Genomic DNA, 19,314 nt, shown 5'->3' with positions numbered 1-19,314 from the left:
AAATTATTTTCTTAAATTTTCAATAAATTCTACAACTGCAGCATGAGAAATAGTGTTATTTTCAAAGTGCTTTTTAATCTTTATTCTTTCTTCATCAGAAGTTTGAAACTGATTCAAAATATTATTAATGTGCATTTTCATATGACCTTCTTGAATTCCAGTTGTGGTTAACGAACGCAAAGCAGCAAAATTTTGTGCTAATCCTGTTACAGTAACAATCTGCATTAATTCATGTGCCGATGGTTTGCCTAAAATCTGTAAAGCCATTTTTACTAATGGATGCAATGAAGTTAATCCGCCAACAGTTCCTAAAGCTAAAGGAATTTCCATCCAAAAAGTAAAGACACCATTTTCTATTTTGGCATGTGATAGACTCGAATATTTTCCGTTTCGAGAAGCATAAGCATGAACGCCAGCTTCAACAGCTCGGAAATCATTTCCAGTTGCAAGAATTACTGAGTCAATTCCGTTCATAATTCCTTTATTGTGCGTTACGGCTCTAAAAGGTTCTATTTCCGCAATCTTCACCGCTTGAACAAATTTCTCTGCAAATTCTTGTGGATTTTCAATTTTCTTTTCGGCCAATTCTTCAATTTTACAAGAAACTTCAGCACGAACAATACAATTGGGAACATAATTAGAAAGAATGCTCATCACTACTTGAATGTTTTTTTCTTCTTCAGAAAAACCATCATAATTTTGAGCTTCTACTTTTAATGTTTTAGCAAATTGCTCTAAACAAGAGTTTATAAAATTTGCTCCCATAGAATCTTTCGTTTCAAAAGTAGCATGCAATTGAAAGTAGTTTTCTAATTCATTGGTTTTATTTCTTAGTTCAATATCCAAAATTCCACCACCACGCTTTTGCATGTTTTTGGTAATATTTTCGGTTTCTGAAAAGAATTTGGATTTTGTTGTATTGAAGAATTTTTCTAATTTTTGAACATCACCTTTATAAATAAAATGTACTTGCCCAATTTTTTCAGAATTCAAAACGGTTGCCTTAAATCCGCCACGAGTACTCCAATATTTAGCCGATTTTGCAGCTGCGGCAACAACCGAACTCTCTTCAATCACCATTGGGACCGAATAATAGTTGTTATTGATTAGAAAATTCGGCGCAATTCCCATCGGTAAATAGAAATTGGTAATCGTGTTTTCAATAAATTCATCATGCAATTGTTGCAATTTAGAATCAGAATTCCAATATTGTTTTATAGTAGCAATAGCTTCTGTTGGATTGGTAAAGTATTCAGTAGCAATCCAATTGATTTTATCTTCTTTTGATAGTTTTGAAAATCCGGCAACAGCGTTATTCATGTTCAAATGATTATATCTTATTTTCAGCAAAGATACGCTTTAGAATTAATTCTTATATTTGAATTTAATTTTGATTTAAATTGTTTTATGAAATTAATTATAATGATTTTTGGATGCTTCTTTTTGTCTTGTTCAAATGGGAAAAAGGATGAAATTGAAATAATTGATCCATTTTTAATTTCTGAAATTAAATATTTGATACAAAAAATAGATGATATGCAATATTGTAAATCAGATTATCTCACAGTTACAATAAATAGAAATAAAATTTACATTAGTAATTCAGTACCAACTAATTCTGATAATTATCTTGGGAATTGTTTTGTTGGAAAATCAAAAGTATATTTTTATTCTAATATAAATTACAGTAAATATTTAAATATTAATTCTCCAAAACCATTTAGAATTGATAAAAACTATTCGAATAAATGTCATCCAGATGTTGATAATATTCTTCTCATTAATAACAATGATGGTAGTTTAAAAAGATGGAAACTCGGGAATAAGTAGTTTTGTTAAATGCATTTAACATAAAAATATGCCATTATTTGGGAATTTTTCACTAAAATTGGACTCGTTTTATAATCAATCAAGAAAATGAAAATTACTAAAATTATTACGCTCTTTCTTTTAACAACTTTTTCTGTTGTTGCACAGCAAAAAATTTCGGTTGAAGAAATCTACACAGGCGCTTTTCGTGCCAAAGGAATGGATGCATTACAATCCATGAAAAACACTAATCAGTACACGGTTTTAAATACTGATAGAACTACAAAAAGCCAGCAAATCGATCTTTATGATTTTGCAACATTAAAAAAAGTGTCGACATTAATAGATACTAAAAACTTCAAGGAATTATCAGATGATGGAATTGATAGTTATGTGTTTAGTAATGATGAAAAGCAAATTTTAATTGCTAATAATTCTAACCAAATTTTCCGTCATTCTTTTACAGCAGATTACTTTTTGTATGATACAAAATCTCAAAAAATTTCAGGATTTCTTGGGCAAGTTCAAGAACCAACTTTTTCTCCTGACGGAACTAAAATTGCGTTTGCAAAAACTAATGATTTATACATTTATGATATTGCTTCAAAAAACACAACTCGAGTTACTAATGACGGAGTGAAAAATGCTGTTATCAACGGAATTACTGATTGGGTTTACGAAGAAGAATTTGCCTTTGTTCGTGCTTTCGATTGGAGTACAGATAGTAAAAAACTAGCTTACATTCGTTTTGACGAAAGCGAAGTACCACAATTTTCAATGGATATGTACAAAAAGGATTTATATCCAACTTCAGAAACGTTTAAATATCCAAAGGCTGGTGAGAAAAACGCCTTAGTTTCATTGCATATTTATAATTTAAGCGGCAATATTTCTCAACCAATTAATTTAGGAAATTACTCTGATTTCTATATTGCAAGAATGAAATGGACTAATGATGCTAATTTAGTTTCAGTTCAAGTTCTTAATCGTCATCAAGATAATTTAGATTTGATTTTTGTTGATGCAACTACAGCAAATGCTAAAGTTGTTTTGAATGAAAAAGATAAGGCTTATGTTGATGTAACTGATAATTTAACGTTCTTGAAAGACAACAGTTTTATTTGGACTTCAGAAAAAGACGGTTACAATCACATTTATTTGTATGATAAAAACGGAAAACTAAAAAATCAAGTTACCAAAGGAAATTGGGACGTGACTTCTTATTATGGTTTTGACGAAAAAACTAAAACGGTTTTCTACCAATCAGTAGAAAAAGGTTCTATTTTGAGAGATGTTTATAAAATTTCGCTAGACGGAAAAAAGAAAGTAAAACTATCTTCACAAGTTGGAACAAATGCGGCAACTTTCAGTCCAGATTTCACTTATTTCATTAATACTTATTCTAGTGCAACTGTTCCGCCAACTTATACTTTGAATAATTCTAAAGACGGAAAACAAGCTCAAGAAATTGTAAACAACACAGCTTTGGTTGATAAATTAAAAAAATATGATTTGCCAGCAAAAGAATTTTTCGAACTTACTACAGAAAAAGGGCATAAACTAAATGCTTGGATGATCAAACCAAAAGATTTTGATGCTACTAAAAAATATCCAGTTTTCATGTATCAATATTCAGGTCCAGGTTCGCAAGAAGTGGCTAATAATTGGTTAGATACCAACGATATGTGGTTTATGATGTTGTCGCAACAAGGTTATATTATTGCTTGTGTTGATGGTCGTGGAACAGGTTTTAAAGGTGCTGCTTTCAAAAAATGTACTCAATTACAAATGGGAAAAATTGAAGTAGAAGATCAAATCGATGCTGCAAAAGTAATTGGAAGCTATGCTTATGTAGATAAATCTAGAATTGGTATATTTGGATGGTCTTATGGCGGATTCATGTCGAGCAATTGCTTGTTCAAAGGTGCTGATGTTTTCAAAATGGCAATTGCCGTTGCTCCAGTTACTAATTGGAGATTTTATGATAGTATTTACACCGAAAGATACATGACAACACCACAAGAAAATGCTAGTGGATATGATGATAATTCACCAATTAATCATGTTAGTAAATTAAAAGGAAACTTTTTACTAATTCATGGAACAGCGGATGATAACGTTCATGTTCAAAATTCAATGCAAATGATTGAAGCTTTAGTTCAAGCTAACAAACAATTCGATTGGGCAATTTATCCTGACAAAAACCATGGAATATTTGGTGGAAAAACTAGAATTCAGTTGTTCAATAAAATGACGAATTACATAAAAGAGAAACTATAATCAACTAAATACAAACTAAAATAAATTAAAATGAGTGAAACAGCAGTAAAAACAGGACATCCAAAAGGACTTTGGGTATTATTTGGAACCGAGATGTGGGAAAGGTTCAACTTCTACGGAATGCGAGCTATCTTAACCTTGTTCTTAGTAAATTCATTGATGATGAAAGAAGAAGATGCATCATTAATTTATGGTGGATTTTTAGGACTTTGTTACTTAACTCCAATGTTAGGTGGATTCATTGCCGATAGATTTTTTGGAAATAGAAATTGTATTTTACTAGGTGGTTTAATGATGGCAGTTGGGCAATTTTTATTGTTTTTCAGTGCTTCAGTTTTTGGAACAAATTTGAGCTTGGCTAATATATTAATGTGGTCAGCATTGGGAATTATCATTTTTGGTAATGGTTTCTTCAAGCCAAATATTTCTTCAATGGTTGGAAGTTTATACCCAAAACAAGAGAAAAGCAAACTAGATACAGCTTTTACAATTTTCTATATGGGAATCAATTTAGGAGCTTTCTTAGGTCAATTAATTTGTCCAATTGTTGGTGATGTTAAAGATTCTGAAGGGATAAGAGATATACATGCTTTCAAATGGGGATTTTTAGCAGCTTCATTAGCAATGTTAATTGGAACAGCAGTTTTCTATTTCTTAAAAAACAAATATGTTGTAACACCTGAAGGAAGACCTTTAGGAGGATTACCATCTAAAAACGAAGCATCAGATTATGAAGAAGGAGAATCTCAAAAAGCAGTTTTCTCTAAAAATGCATTAGTTGGAGCAGTAGTAGCTTTCTTTGGATTAGGATTAATCTTTCATTTTGTATTCGGACAAAACTTTATATACTCATTAATTTATGCTAGTGGTTTGTCTCTTGCAGGATTAATTATTTCAGATTCATCACTTACAAAAGTAGAAAGAGATAGAATTTTGGTAATTTATATTGTCGCATTCTTCGTAATCTTTTTCTGGGCAGCATTCGAACAAGCTGGTTCATCATTAACATTTATTGCCGACAATCAAACCGATAGAAATTTCTTTGGATATAATATGCCTCCATCAATGGTTCAAATCTTTAATGGATTATTTGTTGTTGCTTTCGCGGTTCCATTTAGTATGTTATGGGATTATTTAAGAAGTAAAGACAGAGAACCAATTTCTCCTGTTAAACAAGCAGTTGGATTAGGATTAATCGCTTTAAGTTATTTCATCATCGCTTACAACGTAAAAGATTTAGGTAATAACGGATTACTTGCTATCAAATGGTTAATCCTTTTATATTTAATTCAAACTTGTGCTGAACTTTGTTTGTCTCCAATTGGATTATCATTAGTTGGTAAATTATCTCCAAAAAGATTCTCTTCATTATTGTACGGAGTTTTCTTTTTATCAAATGCTTCAGGATATGCTTTAGCTGGAACTTTAGGTTCTATCTTGCCTGCAACTGGAGATAAATTTAATAAAGCAAAAGAACTTGGAATCGATTTACAGGCAGTTTTAGATAAAACAGTAACTCCAACCGCAGAACAATTGGCGTTATTGGAGAAAAATCAAATTAGTCCAACAAATCCAGTTTTTGCTGGTTTTGAAATTCACAACTTATTCGAATTCTTCATGGTATTCGTAATTCTTTGTGGATTGGCAGCTGTAATTTTAATGGCGCTTACTCCAAAATTGAAAAAAATGATGCACGGCGTACGCTAATCATTATTTAAAAATATTTTTATATCTTTCAAACCTACAAGAAATCCTTGTAGGTTTGTTTTTTTAAATTGAATTATTATGTGGAAAAGTCATCCTAAAGCATTGCCTTACTTATTTTTATCTGAAATGTGGGAACGTTTTGGTTATTATTTAATGATTGGAATTTTTACTTTGTATCTTAAAGATGTAGAAGCAGGTTTCGCAATGACAGAAAAAGAAGCATCCGATTTATATGGAACTTTTATCGCTTTGGTATTCTTAACTCCATTCATTGGTGGTTTAGTTGCCGATAGATATTTGGGTTATAAAAAATCAATCGTAATTGGTGGAATAATGATGGGTGCAGGTTATTTTATGATGGGAATTCATAGTTTACCAATGTTATATCTTGCTATGACTTTAGTAATTGTGGGTAATGGATTTTTCAAACCAAATATCTCAACATTATTAGGTAATTTCTACAACGAAGATCAATACAAAGAAAAGAAAGACGAAGGTTATAACATTTTCTATATGGGAATCAATGTTGGTGCTTTCATTTGTAACTTTTTTGGTGCTGCTTTACAAATTTTACTAGGTTGGCAATATGCCTTTATGGCTGCTGGTTTAGGGATGTTTATTGGTGTAATCGTGTTTCTTCTAGGAACAAAACATTACGGCGATAAAACTGATAAAAAAGGAATTCAAGAAGGTGATATGCCATTTTCTAAAATTGTATTGTACATTTTAGTTCCGTCAGTGGTTTTTGGTGTTATTGGTTGGTTGATTAAAGGAGTGCAATCAGATGTAAATCTTGATAGTGCAATTTTTGGTTCTGATAGTACAGATGCCTTTATTTTTGCTTGTCTTCCAGTAGTTTACTTTTATGGAAGTCTATATTTCAAAGCAAAACCGGAGGAAAAACGACCAATTGGAGCTTTGCTTTCAATATTTGCAGTTGTGATTTTATTTTGGGCAGTTTTCAAATTAAATGGTTCGGCATTAACAACATGGGCAGATAGATATACCGACAGAGAAATAAGCGGAACGACTCAAGCTGTTTTTAGTAATTTAAAATTGGCAAAAGATATCGAATACAAAAAGGATTCAACTGAATTATACGATGCGAGTTTTAGACTTCAAAAAGAAAATGGAAAAGTAGTTAAGGAAGTAAACTATCCTGTTTATTTTAGAAATGTTGAAAAAAATAAATTACCTCAAGAAGGTTCGACAGTTTCCATTTGGGCAACCAATTTAAGTCAGTCTATAAATCCTGGTTGGGTTATTATATTAACGCCGCTTGTTGTTGCTTTCTTTACTTTTTTAAGAAGCAGAAAAAAAGAACCATCAACTCCAACAAAAATCGCTTTCGGATTATTAATTTCAGCATTATCTGTTCTAGTAATGGTCGCAGCAGTTCATATTGGAAACAATGGAATGGAAAAAGTATCGGTTTGGTGGTTGGTTGCTAATTACGGAATTATAACAATCGGAGAACTGTTCCTAAGTCCAATGGGATTATCGATTGTTTCTAAATTATCTCCAAAAAATATTACGGCATTAATGATGGGTGGATGGTTTTTATCAACCTCCATCGGAAATAAATTATCTGGAGTTTTAGCAAGTATGTGGGATCAATATGACGATAAAGCCAATTTCTTTTGGGTAAACTTCGGATTGTTAATGTTTGCAACCATATTGATGTTTGCCTTAGTAAAAAACTTAAATAAAGTAATGAAAGACCACGGAATCAATTAATTATGGAAATCAATCAGTCAATAGAAGAAATTCAAAATTTTAAAGGAAAATATCCAAAACAACTTTGGTATTTGTTCTTTAGCGAAATGTGGGAACGTTTTTGCTTCTACGGAATGCGCGGAATGTTGGTGGTTTTTATGGTAAATCATCTAGCTATGGATGAAAAAACTGCCAATCTACAATATGGAGCAACGCAAGCTTGGGTTTATGCTTTTACCTTTATAGGAGGATTATTTGCAGATAAAATTTTAGGTTTAAGAAAATCACTTTTTTGGGGCGGAATTCTAATGATTATAGGAAGTGTAATTCTTGCCGTTGATCCAAAGAATTTTTTCTTTGTTGGATTAGGTTTTACAATTGTTGGAACAGGTTTTTTCAAACCAAATATTTCTTCAATGGTGGGACAATTATATAAAAATGATGATCCAAGAAGAGATGCTGGATTTTCATTCTTTTATATGGGTGTAAATCTTGGAGCATTAATTGGAGGTTACATTTGTATTGCTGTAGCTGAAGGTTCGATGTGGCAATCCTTAGTTCCAGAAAATTTAAGATGGAATGTAGGTTTCGGATTTGCAGCAGTTGTAATGATCATTAGTTTATTGACATTCACTCAAACTCAAAAAAGTTTGGGACCAATTGGTCTTTCTCCTTTGATGGATGTTGAAAAATCTAAGAAAAAAATTCTTGAATTTGCTACTTATTTAGGTTCACTTATTATTGTTCCAATTATCATAGTTATGGTTGCTAATACAAAGTATACCGATTATTTTATGATGTTTATAGGTCCAGCTTCTATTTTATATCTATTTTATGAAATGAAGAATTTTTCATCTGCGGAAAATAAAAAACTTTTAGCTGCTTTGGTTTTCATCATTTTCTCCATTTTCTTTTGGGCATTTTTCGAGCAAAGCGGTGGTTCATTAAGTTTATTTGCAGCAAACAATTTGAATAATGAAATCTTAGGAATAGAGTTAAGTCCAAACGGAGTTAATAATTCTGCTAATTCATTATTCGTAATTGGTTTTGCAGCTTTGGTTGGATTAGTTTGGTTATGGATGGCGAAAAGAAAAATAGAACCTAATACAGTTATAAAATTTGGATTAGCATTTATATTTCTTGCAGGTGGTTTTTGGATATTTTATTACACTAAATTCTTTGCCGATTTAAACGGAAGAACTTCTTTAGGAATTTTTACTTTTGGATGGTTTATCATCACTTTTGGAGAACTTTGTTTATCTCCAATTGGAATGAGTGCTATGACTAAATTATCGCCACAAAAAACGCAAGCTGTAATCATGGGAATGTGGTTTTTAGCAAGTGCTTATGGGCAATATTTTGCTGGATTATTAGGAGCAAACATAGCAGAAGCATCAGAAAACGCAACCAATTTAGATAAATTAAACGTATATGCTGATGGATATTATCAGTTAGCAATTTATGCTTTAGTTGCTGGATTAGTGTTAATCGCAATTTCACCACTTATTAGAAAACTAATGCAAGAAGTAAAGTAGCCGACATTTTTTGGTACTATTTTTGAATATATTTGTAAAAAAAAAGAAATGAAGAAATTATTTATAACATTATTACTTGTCGTTTCATCAATGACAATTCAAGCCCAAGAAAAATTAACTTGGCATACTAATATCGATGAAGCCATTGCAGTTTCAAAAACTGAAAACAAACCATTATTCTTGTTTTTTACAGGAAGTGACTGGTGCGGATGGTGTATTCGTTTGCAGAATGAGGTTTTTAAAACACCTGAGTTTATCGCATGGGCAAAAGAGAAAGTGGTTTTGGTAGAGTTAGATTTTCCAAGAAGAACACCACAATCTGATGCTTTAAAAATTCAAAATAGTCAATTGCAACAATTTTTTGCTATTCGAGGATATCCTTCAGTTAGAATTGCAAAAGCTGGCGCACCTATTGATGGTAAAACTAGTTTTGAGCTACTAGGAGAAACTGGTTATTTAGCTGGCGGACCAACAGTTTGGTTAGATGGAGCCAATAAAATGGTTGACAAATTTGTTCCTTACACTGCAGAAGAACAAAAAGCAGCTAAAAAAGCAGCTAAAAAGAAAAAATCAACTAAGAAAAAAGCTTAGTTATAATTTATAGAATCCCTTTTCTGATGTATCATGAAAAGGGATTTTTTCTTTTCTACAAGTTTCTCGCCACACTTTGATATAGGTTTTATAATTGGTAGCATCAACAATAACTTGTTGAGGTTTCCATGATTGAAATATACGCTCTAAATTTACTTTTGGCGAATTTGTAAGTAATATAATATCTGGTTTTTCTTCTTCAATAAAAACGGCACTACTATCTATTAAAAGAATTTTCTTGTCTTTGAAATAAAACAAGTTTGACAAAGCTTTTTTCTTTTCAATCTTACAAAAATTGGCAACTAAATAAGATTTTAAAGCAAGATTGTCGTCAGTTGTTTTTAGTATGCTATCGTTACTATAAAGTGTAACTTTATTTCCTTGTCTTTCAGTAATTATAGTTACTTTCTTTTTGCTAAAAACGATAAATTCACTATTTTTCTGACTGTCATATTTTGCATAAATGGTAACAAGTTGTAATCCAATAATGGCAATCATACTAAAAGCCAATTTCTTGAAAGTTGGTTTTTTGAACCAAAGAATTATTCCGATGATGACTAAATACCAACACCACATCATGTAGGAGTTGAGTGATAAATCTTTAAATATAAAATTTTCAAACGATGCTACCCAAGAAATAATCTTGTTCAGTAACCAAATGCTCAATTCTAACAATTTCATCATCGGAATCCATACAACATTGAATGCAGCAAGAATCATTACAATAACTCCAATACCAAGAATTACACTCAAACCTGGAAGAATTACAATATTGGTAATAAAAAATAATCCAGGAAATTGATGAAAATAGTAAATACTTAAAGGGAATGTTCCTATTTGAGCGGCAAATGAAACAGTAATTATGTCCCAAAAATACTTGACGATTTTGTTTTCTGGAGTCCAAATAGAAGTTAGGAGCGGTTGTAGCCAAACAATAAAAAATAAAGCAACGTAACTCAATTGAAATCCAATATCAAAAAGAAAAGAAGGTTTTACTAATAAGATTAACAAAGCAGATACTAACAAAGTATTGTAAATATTGATGCTTCGTCTTAAAAACATTCCAACAGCTACAAACGAAAACATTGTTACAGAACGAACTACTGATGGTGCTAATCCTGCTAATATTCCAAAAGTCCAAAGTGATAGAATGACAAGAACTAACTTAAGAATAGACCCTCTTTTTGTATTTGGAATTGGAGTTAGTAAAAAGGTTACGAATAATAAAATACAACCAACATGCAAACCTGAAACTGATAAAACATGAACAGCACCAGCATATTGATAATCACGTATTACTTCTTGAGAAATATCTTGTTGTTGACCAAGAATTAAGGCGATAACAACACTTAATTCGGTTTTGTTAAAATTATTTTTTTCTAGATTCTGTATAATCCTATTTCGAAGTTTACTTGCATAATAAGAAATGCTTTTATCTACAATTGGATTGATTTTGATATCGGTCACATCGGCATAAATCTGAGCATAGATTTGCTGATTTTCAAGATACTTTCCATAGTCAAATTGGTTTGGATTGTTTGGTTTCCTGTTTTTGTAGAAAGAGCCATTAACCATTAAATGAGAACCAATTTCTATAGTAGGAAGCACGCTATCTTTTCTGATATTTAAAATTATTTTACCATAACTTTTTTTACCATTCAATAGAATCATTTCGGTAACATAACGATCATTATTCAAAGTATTTTTTAGTTTTTCTTTGATAATTAGTCCTGTTGAAATTTCATTTTCTGTTTCTTTTACTTGATGTAAATAATGATTCTTATTCAAGGTTTGATTACTAATGCTCAAAGTAACCATTCCGATTAGGAAAGAAGTAAAAAGTGCTACAAATCCAAATAAAGGTTTTTGAATTAAGTCGTTTTTAATTTTGAAATAGAAAAAAATCAAAGAAAAAATGCAAAGTAATAGTACTATAAATAGCAATAACAAATTAGGTTTTGTGATTTGAGAAAAAATTATTCCAAACACAAAACAAAGCGTTATTCTTACTAAAGGGAATTGTAATACTTTCATTTCTATAAAAGTATGCAAAAAAGTATATTCCTACAAAAAAATAATTATTCTAAAATTCGGTTAATTTGAGCAAAGGATTTTCGGTAATAATCTTCGGTTATTGAAGAAATGATTACACCTTTTTTGGTAGACGAATGAACAAATTTTATATCATCGCGATTTACATCAATAATCAATCCAACATGATTAATTTGACTAGAACCACCAGTTTTGAAGAAAATTAAATCACCTTTTTGAGCGTTACTTTTAGTAATAATTTTTCCTTCTTTTGCCATTTCTTTTGAAGTTCTCGGAAGCGATAAATCATATTTTTTAAAAGATGTAAATACTAATCCAGAACAATCGTAGCCAGCATTTGTAGTTCCGCCAAAACGATAAGGTGAACCAATTTTACTTGTAGCATCATCTATGATTTTTTCTGCTAATTTATTGTTTGAACTAGTAGTCGACGAACTTGTTTTACAAGAAGAAACCAAAATAAGTAGTGTGAAAAGCAGTAGGATTTTTTTCAAAACAATAGGACTTTATTATTTTCTAACGATAAAAATAGGCTAATATTATTTTAAAGCGCTAACTATCAAATGAGCTGTTTTTTCGCTTGCTCCAATTCCGCCCAGTTTTTGTTCTAAATCATCATACTTTTTAAGTAATTGTTTTCTGTGATTTTCATCAAGAATTTTAGTCAATTCAGACTTAATTCTTTTTGGATTGCATTCTTCTTGAATCAATTCAGTTACCACTTCTTCATCCATAATTAAGTTTACTAACGAAATATATTTTAAAGTAATAATTCGTTTTGCAATCTGATAAGAAATCCAACCACCTTTATAGCAAACCACTTCTGGGACTTTAAACAATGCAGTTTCTAAAGTTGCTGTTCCAGAGGTAACTAATGCTGCATGAGAATTACTTAATAAATCATAAGTTTTATTTGAAATAAACTTGATATTTTTATTGTTTAGAAAGGTTTCATAAAAAGAATATTCCTGACTAGGAGCGCCAGCAATCACAAATTGATACTCTGGAAAATCATCGACAACACTTAGCATTACCGAAAGCATTTTAGAAATTTCTTGTTTTCTACTTCCTGGTAAAATGGCTATAATCGGTTTGTTGTCTAATTTATGTTCTTTTCGGAAAGATTCAGAATCAATAACAGTTCGATTATGAATAGCATCAATTAGCGGATGACCAACAAATTCTACCGGAAAATTATGTTTTACTTCATAAAAATCTTTTTCAAATGGAAGAATGACATAAAGTTTGTCAAAATCACGTTTGATGTCTTTGATTCTACTTTCTTTCCAAGCCCAAATTTGTGGTGAAATATAGTAGTGTGTTTTTATACCTCGTTCTTTAGCCCATTTAGCAATGCGCATATTAAAACCGGGATAATCAATGAAAATTATAACATCTGGATTGAATTTTTCAATATCCGATTTGCAAATTTTGATGTTATTTAAAATGGTTTTTAGATTCATAACCACTTCAGCAAATCCCATGAAAGCTAGTTCACGATAGTGCTTTACCAAAGTTCCACCAATATTTTGCATCAAATCACCACCCCAAAATCGGATATCAGCATTTGTATCTTCTTTATACAATGCTTTCATCAAATTGGAACCATGTAAATCGCCTGATGCTTCTCCAGCTATGATATAATATTTCATGTATTTTGATATAGTTTTTTAGCGGTGATAAAATGTATTGACATCGCCTTGCGGAAGTGGAGAATTAGTAAGTTGTTATTTTAAATAATTTTTAAATAACTTAACTTATATTAAACCTAAAACCACCATTTTTTGCAAACAGCTATTACACAGTGTTATTTTTTAAAATTTCTTTTATAAAGCATTCTTTTTTTTCCTTCGATAATTCTATATTTTTTTTCCCACAAACCAGTTTTGTCATATTTATATTCGAAATTTTCAGTTTCGTAGAGAGACAAACCTCCACCTATAATAATAGGAAAACTTTCTTCAGGATTATTATTTCTTTTAATTTCTATTACATATCCAAATTTATCGTATTTGTAAATATTTGTTTCTACTTTTAATCTCTTAATGGTATCACTTTTAGAATCGGGATAAGCAATTTCAGTTTTTATTTCTTTAACTAAATTTCCGTTTTCATCAAAATCTCTGATTTCAGTTATTGGCCAAAAATACAATGTTTCTCCACTTTTTTCAAACCTTTCAATTAATTTTGGTTTCGAATTTTTATCAAATTTTGAAAATTTTTCAACCATACCAAAACTATATTCTTTTTCAATAACTCTTTTCAATTCGTCATATTTATATTTGTATTTAAAAAGCGTATCTATTTTCTTTCCTGTATTAATATTATATGTAGAGATTTCAAAAATCATATTTCCATAATCGTCATATATTTTTTCGTGTATTGACATTAATTTTTCTTCCAAGTAATTCTCTTCTTGATACACTAATCCATTTCTTATTTTACATTTTTTTGACCAATGTCCACCACCACAATTTATGTATGATTTTTCATTAAAAAAAGCGTAATTTTTTAGCTTATTTGCTTCTTTTTCGTATGATTGTGAAAAAGAACAGTTATATATTAAAATTAAAAAAGTAATTATTAGAAGTAGTTTTTTCATAATGTTGTCTAACTTACTTATTTATTTGTGTTTGTTATAAGAACATTGTTGTTATTGCTAAAATTATTGTTGCCATTACAACACCTCTTGCCATAAATTCTTTATTCTTTTTTAACAAAATGAAGAAAATTATTATGTTTAAAACAGCTCCAAGCGCCACAACTTTTCCGAGTAATCCTTCAGTTTTTAATATGGAAAAATCTTCAATTAAATCATACTCAGTTTGGGTTTTTAAAAATAAATAAGAACCTATAAATGTAGCAACCAACCCAATAAAAAATCCGATAAGTAAATCTGTTTTCTTCATTTTAATAATATTTTATATCTATAATTATAAATCCCAAGTATTTAATGTTTGAATAGCATGATGAGCAGTCAAATCAAATTGAACTGGAACAATAGAAATGTAGCCGTTTGCCAAAGCAAATTCGTCAGTATCTTCTCCTTTATCTTGATTAATGAATTCGCCAGTTAACCAATAATATTCTTTTCCAAAAGGTGTTACTCGTTTATCGAATTTTTCTTGCCACATAGCTTTCGCTTGACGACAAATCTTAATTCCTTTAATTTCCTCTGTTTTTAATTTAGGAAAATTGACATTTAAAACGGTTCCTTCTGATAAACCATTTTTCAAAACTTGTAATGCAATTTTCTTTACAAAAGGTTTGATTTGTTCAAAATCGGCATTCCAATTATAATCTAAAAGTGAAAATCCAATGGCTGGAATTCCTTCAATTCCGGCTTCAACAGCAGCACTCATAGTTCCCGAATAAATTACATTTATGGAAGAATTAGAACCGTGATTGATTCCAGATACACACAAATCTGGTTTTCTTTTCAGGATTTCATTTACAGCCATTTTCACACAATCTACAGGAGTTCCAGAACAACTGTATTCCAAAATCTCAGCATTTTCTGCAGAAATTTTATTCAAATGCAAGGTGTTGTTTATAGTAATAGCATGCCCCATAGCACTCTGCGGACTATCTGGCGCAACCACAACAACTTCTCCAATTTCAGACATAACTGCAATTAATGTACGAATTCCTGGTGCAGAAATACTATCGTCGTTGGTTATTAGAATTAAAGGTTTTTTAGACATTTGAATTTTATTTGTGTAACAAAAGTAATTATTTTAAGACTTATTCCATTACAAATTTTATAACTTTGAGCCATAGCAATGGTTTTAACAAAAAATTATGCGATGTCTTTATTTTATGGCATAGTTTTTTATGTATTTTAGTAGAAAAATTAATGAATACAATAGTTCAATTTATGAAAAGACATTATAAAATAGTACTTTTAGTGCTAGCGCTTTCCGTTGGTTTATGGAGTTTTATCCCAAAAGATAAAAATGATCCAGAAAAAGATAAATTGCTTATTGAGTTATTGACTTATGTAATTGAAAAAGGACATTACAGTCCGGCTCAAATAGATGATACTTTTTCTAAAGGAGTTTACAAAGATTATATCACGGCTTTAGATCCATCAAAAAGATTCTTTTTGCAATCAGATATTGATGAGTTTTCTAAATATGAATTGCAAATTGATGATCAAATCAACAACAAACAACTTACTTTTTTTGATTTGACTTATACACGTCTTATCAAAAGAATGAAAGAAAGTGAAAGCTACTATAAAGCTGCGCTAGATAATCCTATTGATTATTCTGTTAATGAAGATATTGATACAGATTATGAGAAAGCACCTTATTCTAAAAATGTTTCTGATTTAAAAGAACGTTGGAGAAAACAAGTAAAACTTTCAACATTATCTTCTTTAGTTGAAAAACAAAAAATTCAAGAAGACATTCAAAAGAATAAAAATAAATCTCCAGAAGAGCGTTTGAAAGAGTATCGTTTAAAAATGGGTGATAAGCTGACTCCTGAATTGGAGAAAAAGTTTCAAGAAAGTATTGCTAAAACCGAGAATGATGCTCCAAAAACATTTGAGCAATTAGAAAAAGAAACAAGAGAAAGTACTTTAAAATCATTGAATGAGAATTTCACTTTTATTAGTAAAGAGTTAGATCGTTCTGATTGGTTTTCTGTTTATGTAAATGCTATTGCTTCTAGATTTGACCCACATACTTCTTATTTTGCACCAGACGAAAAAGAACGTTTTGATGTTAGTATGAGTGGAAAATTAGAAGGAATTGGAGCACGCCTTCAAAAGAAAAATGACTTCACTGAAATCACAGAATTAATTTCTGGAGGACCAGCTTGGAGAGGAAAAGAACTAGAAGCAGGCGATGTAGTTCTTAAAGTTGCTCAAGGTGATAGCGATCCTGTAGATGTAGTTGGAATGCGTTTGGATGACGTGGTTAAAAAGATAAAAGGTCCAAAAGGAACTGAAGTTCGTCTTACTGTTAAGAAAACAGATGGTTCGCTTAAAGTAATTTCAATAATAAGAGATGAAGTTGAAATTGAAGAAACCTATGCAAAATCTAGTGTTGTTGAGAAAAATGGTGTGAAGTATGGAATTATCTATTTACCAAAATTCTATATCGATTTTGAAAATAAAGATAGTAGAGATGCCGGAAAAGATGTTGCTCAAGAAGTAGCTCGATTGAAAAGCGAAGGTGTTCAAGGAATTATTGTAGATGTTAGAGATAATGGAGGAGGTTCTTTAAAAACAGTAGTTGATATTGGTGGATTGTTTATTGAACAAGGTCCAATTGTACAAATTAAATCAGCTGCAGGGAAAAGAGAAGTGCTTTATGACAAAGATGCTAAAGTAGAGTGGGACGGACCATTAGTTATTATGACCAATGAATTTTCTGCTTCTGCTTCAGAGATTTTGGCTGCAGCAATGCAAGATTATAAACGTGCTGTGATTTTAGGAAGCAAGCAAACTTATGGTAAAGGAACTGTTCAAAATGTTATCGATTTGAATCAGTTTGTGAGAGGAAATACTTTAGGTGATTTAGGTGCGTTGAAAACAACTACGCAAAAGTTTTACAGAATCAATGGTGGTTCTACACAACTTGAAGGTGTAAGCAGTGATATTGTGATGCCAGATAGTTATGCTTATTTAAAAATGGGTGAACGTGACGTAGACAATGCAATGCCTTGGGATAAAATAGAAGCTGCTGATTACAAACTTTGGAATAAAGCTGCTAATTATGATTTGGCTATTCAAAATAGCAAGAAACGTATTGCAAGTAATCCGCAAATGAATTTGATTGATGATAATGCTAAATGGCGTCAAGCGCGTAATGAAGAAAATGTATATAGTTTGCAAATTGACAAATTCAAGCAAGAGCAAAAGCAATTAGAGGAAACTAATAAAAAGTATAAGTCAATTGCTGATTATACAAATACGTTTAAGTTCAAATCATTGCCTTATGAAGAAGAGCAAATGAAAAGTGATGTAACGTTAAAAGAAAAACGCGAAAGATGGCACGAAAGTCTTTCTAAAGATATTTATATTGAAGAGGCAATTCATGTTCTTGATGATTTACAGTCAGGAAACACTAAAAAAGCATTGACAACTAAATTGAAAAAAGAAAAAGTTATTAAGTCTTAAGAGAATTTAAGTAATAAAAAAACGCTCCTAAATCTAGGAGCGTTTTTTTTATCTAAGTTTTTTAAGTTTCTTTTGAGCTTTTTCTAAATCTTCTTCAGCTTCTTTTATTTTAAGTTGTTGCTTTGTTAAAGCAACATTTCCTTTTTCAATTTCAACAGGAGAAAGTTTTCCTTTAGCTATTGCTTTCTCATGTTTGGCTTGCATTTTTTCAAGATTCTTTCTTTCTTTTTCAATTTTACTTTGAGCTTTTTCAACATCTTTCTCAGCGTTTGCTAATTTCTTTTGCTCTTTTTCAAACTTCTTTTGTTCTTTTTCTAATTTGTCTTGTTGTTTTTCGGCTTTTTTTTCAGCATCCTTAGCTTCTTTTTCTGCTTTTTCAACTTTCTCTTCAGCTTTTTCTTTTTCTTTTAAAGCTTTTTTTTCTTCTTTTAGTTGTTTTTCTAAACGTTCTTTTTCAAGAGCTCTTTGTTTTTCTACATCTATTACATTTTGTTTAACAGAATCAACAGCTTGTTTTACTGGAGTCTCTTGTGCAAAAAAGTTTTGAAAACTTACAAGAAGAATGGCTGTAAGTAAAAATTTAATTTTCATATTTGTCAAGTTTTAAATTATTAGTATCAACTATCATTATGATGAAATAGGATAGTTAAATCAATGTATAAAATTATGAAAAAATCCTTAGTATTGAAAATCATTTTATGTCTAATATTTTCTACAATAACTGTTTCTTGTAGAAAAGAAATCGACTCTAGTTTAGAACCTAAAAATTCAACTGATTCAATAGAAAAAAATGAAACTTCAATTCAAACTGACAATGCTGAGTTTAATTTTCTTCCTTCTTCAACAACCAATCAAGTTGTTGAGCATAAATATTATACATTGTCCTATAATGAAACATACGAACAAGCAGAATGGGTTGCGTATGAACTTAAAGGAATAAAATCATACCATGATTATGATAGGCCTTTTTTTATTGAAGATGAAAAGGTAAAAACTGGTTCTGCAGATTGGAGAAATTACAAACGTTCTGGTTATGATAAAGGTCATTTATGTCCAGCAGGTGATATGAAATTTTCTAAAGAAGCTTATGATGAAACTTTTTTAACATCAAATATTTCACCTCAAAAGCATAATTTCAATGATGGAATTTGGAATACTTTGGAGCAAAAAGTTCGCTATTGGGCATCAAAATATGATGGGATTTATGTTGTAACAGGAGGTGTTTTGAATGATAATTTAAAAACTATTGGAGAGGAAGATGTTGCTGTTCCTGAATATTTTTACAAAGTTTTATTAGATACTTCAAGAAGTGAGTATAAGATGATAGGCTTTTTAGTTCCAGCTGTAGATAGTAATAAACCGCTTTACGAATTTGTTGTTTCGGTTGATGAAATAGAAAAAATGACCGGAATTGATTTCTATCCGAGTTTGAATGATAAAATTGAGAATAATTTGGAAAAAAGTAGCGATTATAAATCGTGGAGTTTTAATTAA

Annotated in this window: 16 protein-coding genes; 8 read left to right on the top strand and 8 right to left on the bottom strand. The window is 30.5% G+C overall.

Going from position 1 to position 19,314, the window contains the following annotated elements; translation table 11 throughout:
* Positions 1-3 precede the first annotated feature (3 nt).
* A complete protein-coding gene (locus ACYU7A_RS07210; RefSeq protein WP_460575341.1) occupies positions 4-1,320 on the bottom strand; it encodes a hydroxymethylglutaryl-CoA reductase, degradative in 1,317 nt (438 codons plus the stop codon).
* A gap of 87 nt (positions 1,321-1,407) precedes the next feature.
* Here ACYU7A_RS07210 and ACYU7A_RS07205 point away from each other — a divergent pair, with 87 nt between their 5' ends.
* The 6 genes from ACYU7A_RS07205 to ACYU7A_RS07180 all read left to right on the top strand — a co-directional run bounded on the left by ACYU7A_RS07205 (position 1,408) and on the right by ACYU7A_RS07180 (position 9,638).
* On the top strand, positions 1,408-1,830 hold the full coding sequence (locus ACYU7A_RS07205) for a hypothetical protein (protein WP_460575339.1): 423 nt from the start codon (positions 1,408-1,410) through the stop codon (positions 1,828-1,830).
* 87 nt (positions 1,831-1,917) lie between these two features.
* Complete coding sequence (locus tag ACYU7A_RS07200) at positions 1,918-4,089, top strand: S9 family peptidase (RefSeq protein WP_460575337.1); 2,172 nt, start codon at positions 1,918-1,920, stop codon at positions 4,087-4,089.
* A gap of 30 nt (positions 4,090-4,119) precedes the next feature.
* Positions 4,120-5,796 carry a peptide MFS transporter gene (locus tag ACYU7A_RS07195; protein WP_460575335.1) on the top strand — a complete coding sequence of 559 codons (1,677 nt, stop codon included), beginning with the start codon at positions 4,120-4,122 and terminating at the stop codon, positions 5,794-5,796.
* 78 nt (positions 5,797-5,874) lie between these two features.
* Positions 5,875-7,533: a peptide MFS transporter gene (locus ACYU7A_RS07190; protein WP_460575333.1), complete on the top strand. Its 1,659-nt coding sequence runs from the start codon at positions 5,875-5,877 to the stop codon at positions 7,531-7,533.
* Positions 7,534-7,535: 2 nt separating this feature from the next.
* Positions 7,536-9,047 (top strand): peptide MFS transporter, encoded by a 1,512-nt coding sequence (locus tag ACYU7A_RS07185; protein ID WP_460575331.1) that lies wholly within the window; start codon positions 7,536-7,538, stop codon positions 9,045-9,047.
* A 48-nt stretch (positions 9,048-9,095) separates the two neighbouring features.
* Positions 9,096-9,638, top strand: coding sequence for a thioredoxin family protein (locus ACYU7A_RS07180; RefSeq protein ID WP_460575329.1), 543 nt, complete (start codon positions 9,096-9,098; stop codon positions 9,636-9,638).
* Here ACYU7A_RS07180 and ACYU7A_RS07175 read toward each other — a convergent pair whose 3' ends face one another.
* The 6 genes from ACYU7A_RS07175 to surE form a co-directional block, all read right to left on the bottom strand.
* Positions 9,639-11,672 (bottom strand): ComEC/Rec2 family competence protein, encoded by a 2,034-nt coding sequence (locus tag ACYU7A_RS07175; protein ID WP_460575327.1) that lies wholly within the window; start codon positions 11,670-11,672, stop codon positions 9,639-9,641.
* Positions 11,673-11,716: 44 nt separating this feature from the next.
* Positions 11,717-12,184 (bottom strand): C40 family peptidase, encoded by a 468-nt coding sequence (locus tag ACYU7A_RS07170; RefSeq protein ID WP_460575325.1) that lies wholly within the window; start codon positions 12,182-12,184, stop codon positions 11,717-11,719.
* A 45-nt stretch (positions 12,185-12,229) separates the two neighbouring features.
* Positions 12,230-13,342 carry a lipid-A-disaccharide synthase gene (gene lpxB, locus ACYU7A_RS07165; RefSeq protein WP_460575323.1) on the bottom strand — a complete coding sequence of 371 codons (1,113 nt, stop codon included), beginning with the start codon at positions 13,340-13,342 and terminating at the stop codon, positions 12,230-12,232.
* 155 nt (positions 13,343-13,497) lie between these two features.
* Positions 13,498-14,292, bottom strand: a complete 795-nt coding sequence (locus ACYU7A_RS07160) for a hypothetical protein (protein WP_460575321.1) — start codon at positions 14,290-14,292, stop codon at positions 13,498-13,500.
* 34 nt (positions 14,293-14,326) lie between these two features.
* Entirely contained in the window at positions 14,327-14,599 is a 273-nt protein-coding gene (locus ACYU7A_RS07155) for a hypothetical protein (protein ID WP_298302993.1), read from the bottom strand.
* Positions 14,600-14,623: 24 nt separating this feature from the next.
* Positions 14,624-15,394: a 5'/3'-nucleotidase SurE gene (gene surE / locus ACYU7A_RS07150; protein ID WP_460575319.1), complete on the bottom strand. Its 771-nt coding sequence runs from the start codon at positions 15,392-15,394 to the stop codon at positions 14,624-14,626.
* A gap of 152 nt (positions 15,395-15,546) precedes the next feature.
* Here surE and ACYU7A_RS07145 point away from each other — a divergent pair, with 152 nt between their 5' ends.
* The gene (locus ACYU7A_RS07145) at positions 15,547-17,820 is read left to right on the top strand and encodes a carboxy terminal-processing peptidase (protein ID WP_460575317.1); all 2,274 of its coding nucleotides are present in this window, start codon (positions 15,547-15,549) and stop codon (positions 17,818-17,820) included.
* A gap of 48 nt (positions 17,821-17,868) precedes the next feature.
* On the opposite strand, the gene ACYU7A_RS07140 is transcribed toward ACYU7A_RS07145, so the two are convergent.
* Positions 17,869-18,411: a hypothetical protein gene (locus tag ACYU7A_RS07140; RefSeq protein ID WP_396145548.1), complete on the bottom strand. Its 543-nt coding sequence runs from the start codon at positions 18,409-18,411 to the stop codon at positions 17,869-17,871.
* A gap of 75 nt (positions 18,412-18,486) precedes the next feature.
* Between ACYU7A_RS07140 and ACYU7A_RS07135 the strand changes: the two genes are divergently transcribed.
* Positions 18,487-19,314, top strand: a complete 828-nt coding sequence (locus ACYU7A_RS07135) for a DNA/RNA non-specific endonuclease (protein ID WP_460575315.1) — start codon at positions 18,487-18,489, stop codon at positions 19,312-19,314.

This window comes from Flavobacterium koreense, assembly GCF_054776075.1.
Note: the sequence above shows the minus strand (reverse complement) of the source record. Positions and strands in the feature narration are given on the sequence as shown.

What these genes read in the sequence shown, in the direction of transcription:
- ACYU7A_RS07145 (WP_460575317.1), top strand. Translation starts at nt 15,547, where the DNA reads ATGAATACAATAGTTCAATTTATGAAAAGACATTATAAAATAGTACTT.
- ACYU7A_RS07205 (WP_460575339.1), top strand. Translation starts at nt 1,408, where the DNA reads ATGAAATTAATTATAATGATTTTTGGATGCTTCTTTTTGTCTTGTTCA.
- ACYU7A_RS07195 (WP_460575335.1), top strand. Translation starts at nt 4,120, where the DNA reads ATGAGTGAAACAGCAGTAAAAACAGGACATCCAAAAGGACTTTGGGTA.
- ACYU7A_RS07185 (WP_460575331.1), top strand. Translation starts at nt 7,536, where the DNA reads ATGGAAATCAATCAGTCAATAGAAGAAATTCAAAATTTTAAAGGAAAA.
- ACYU7A_RS07190 (WP_460575333.1), top strand. Translation starts at nt 5,875, where the DNA reads ATGTGGAAAAGTCATCCTAAAGCATTGCCTTACTTATTTTTATCTGAA.
- ACYU7A_RS07140 (WP_396145548.1), bottom strand. Translation starts at nt 18,411, where the DNA reads ATGAAAATTAAATTTTTACTTACAGCCATTCTTCTTGTAAGTTTTCAA.
- ACYU7A_RS07180 (WP_460575329.1), top strand. Translation starts at nt 9,096, where the DNA reads ATGAAGAAATTATTTATAACATTATTACTTGTCGTTTCATCAATGACA.
- ACYU7A_RS07210 (WP_460575341.1), bottom strand. Translation starts at nt 1,320, where the DNA reads ATGAATAACGCTGTTGCCGGATTTTCAAAACTATCAAAAGAAGATAAA.
- ACYU7A_RS07200 (WP_460575337.1), top strand. Translation starts at nt 1,918, where the DNA reads ATGAAAATTACTAAAATTATTACGCTCTTTCTTTTAACAACTTTTTCT.
- ACYU7A_RS07155 (WP_298302993.1), bottom strand. Translation starts at nt 14,599, where the DNA reads ATGAAGAAAACAGATTTACTTATCGGATTTTTTATTGGGTTGGTTGCT.
- lpxB (WP_460575323.1), bottom strand. Translation starts at nt 13,342, where the DNA reads ATGAAATATTATATCATAGCTGGAGAAGCATCAGGCGATTTACATGGT.
- ACYU7A_RS07160 (WP_460575321.1), bottom strand. Translation starts at nt 14,292, where the DNA reads ATGAAAAAACTACTTCTAATAATTACTTTTTTAATTTTAATATATAAC.
- ACYU7A_RS07135 (WP_460575315.1), top strand. Translation starts at nt 18,487, where the DNA reads ATGAAAAAATCCTTAGTATTGAAAATCATTTTATGTCTAATATTTTCT.
- surE (WP_460575319.1), bottom strand. Translation starts at nt 15,394, where the DNA reads ATGTCTAAAAAACCTTTAATTCTAATAACCAACGACGATAGTATTTCT.
- ACYU7A_RS07175 (WP_460575327.1), bottom strand. Translation starts at nt 11,672, where the DNA reads ATGAAAGTATTACAATTCCCTTTAGTAAGAATAACGCTTTGTTTTGTG.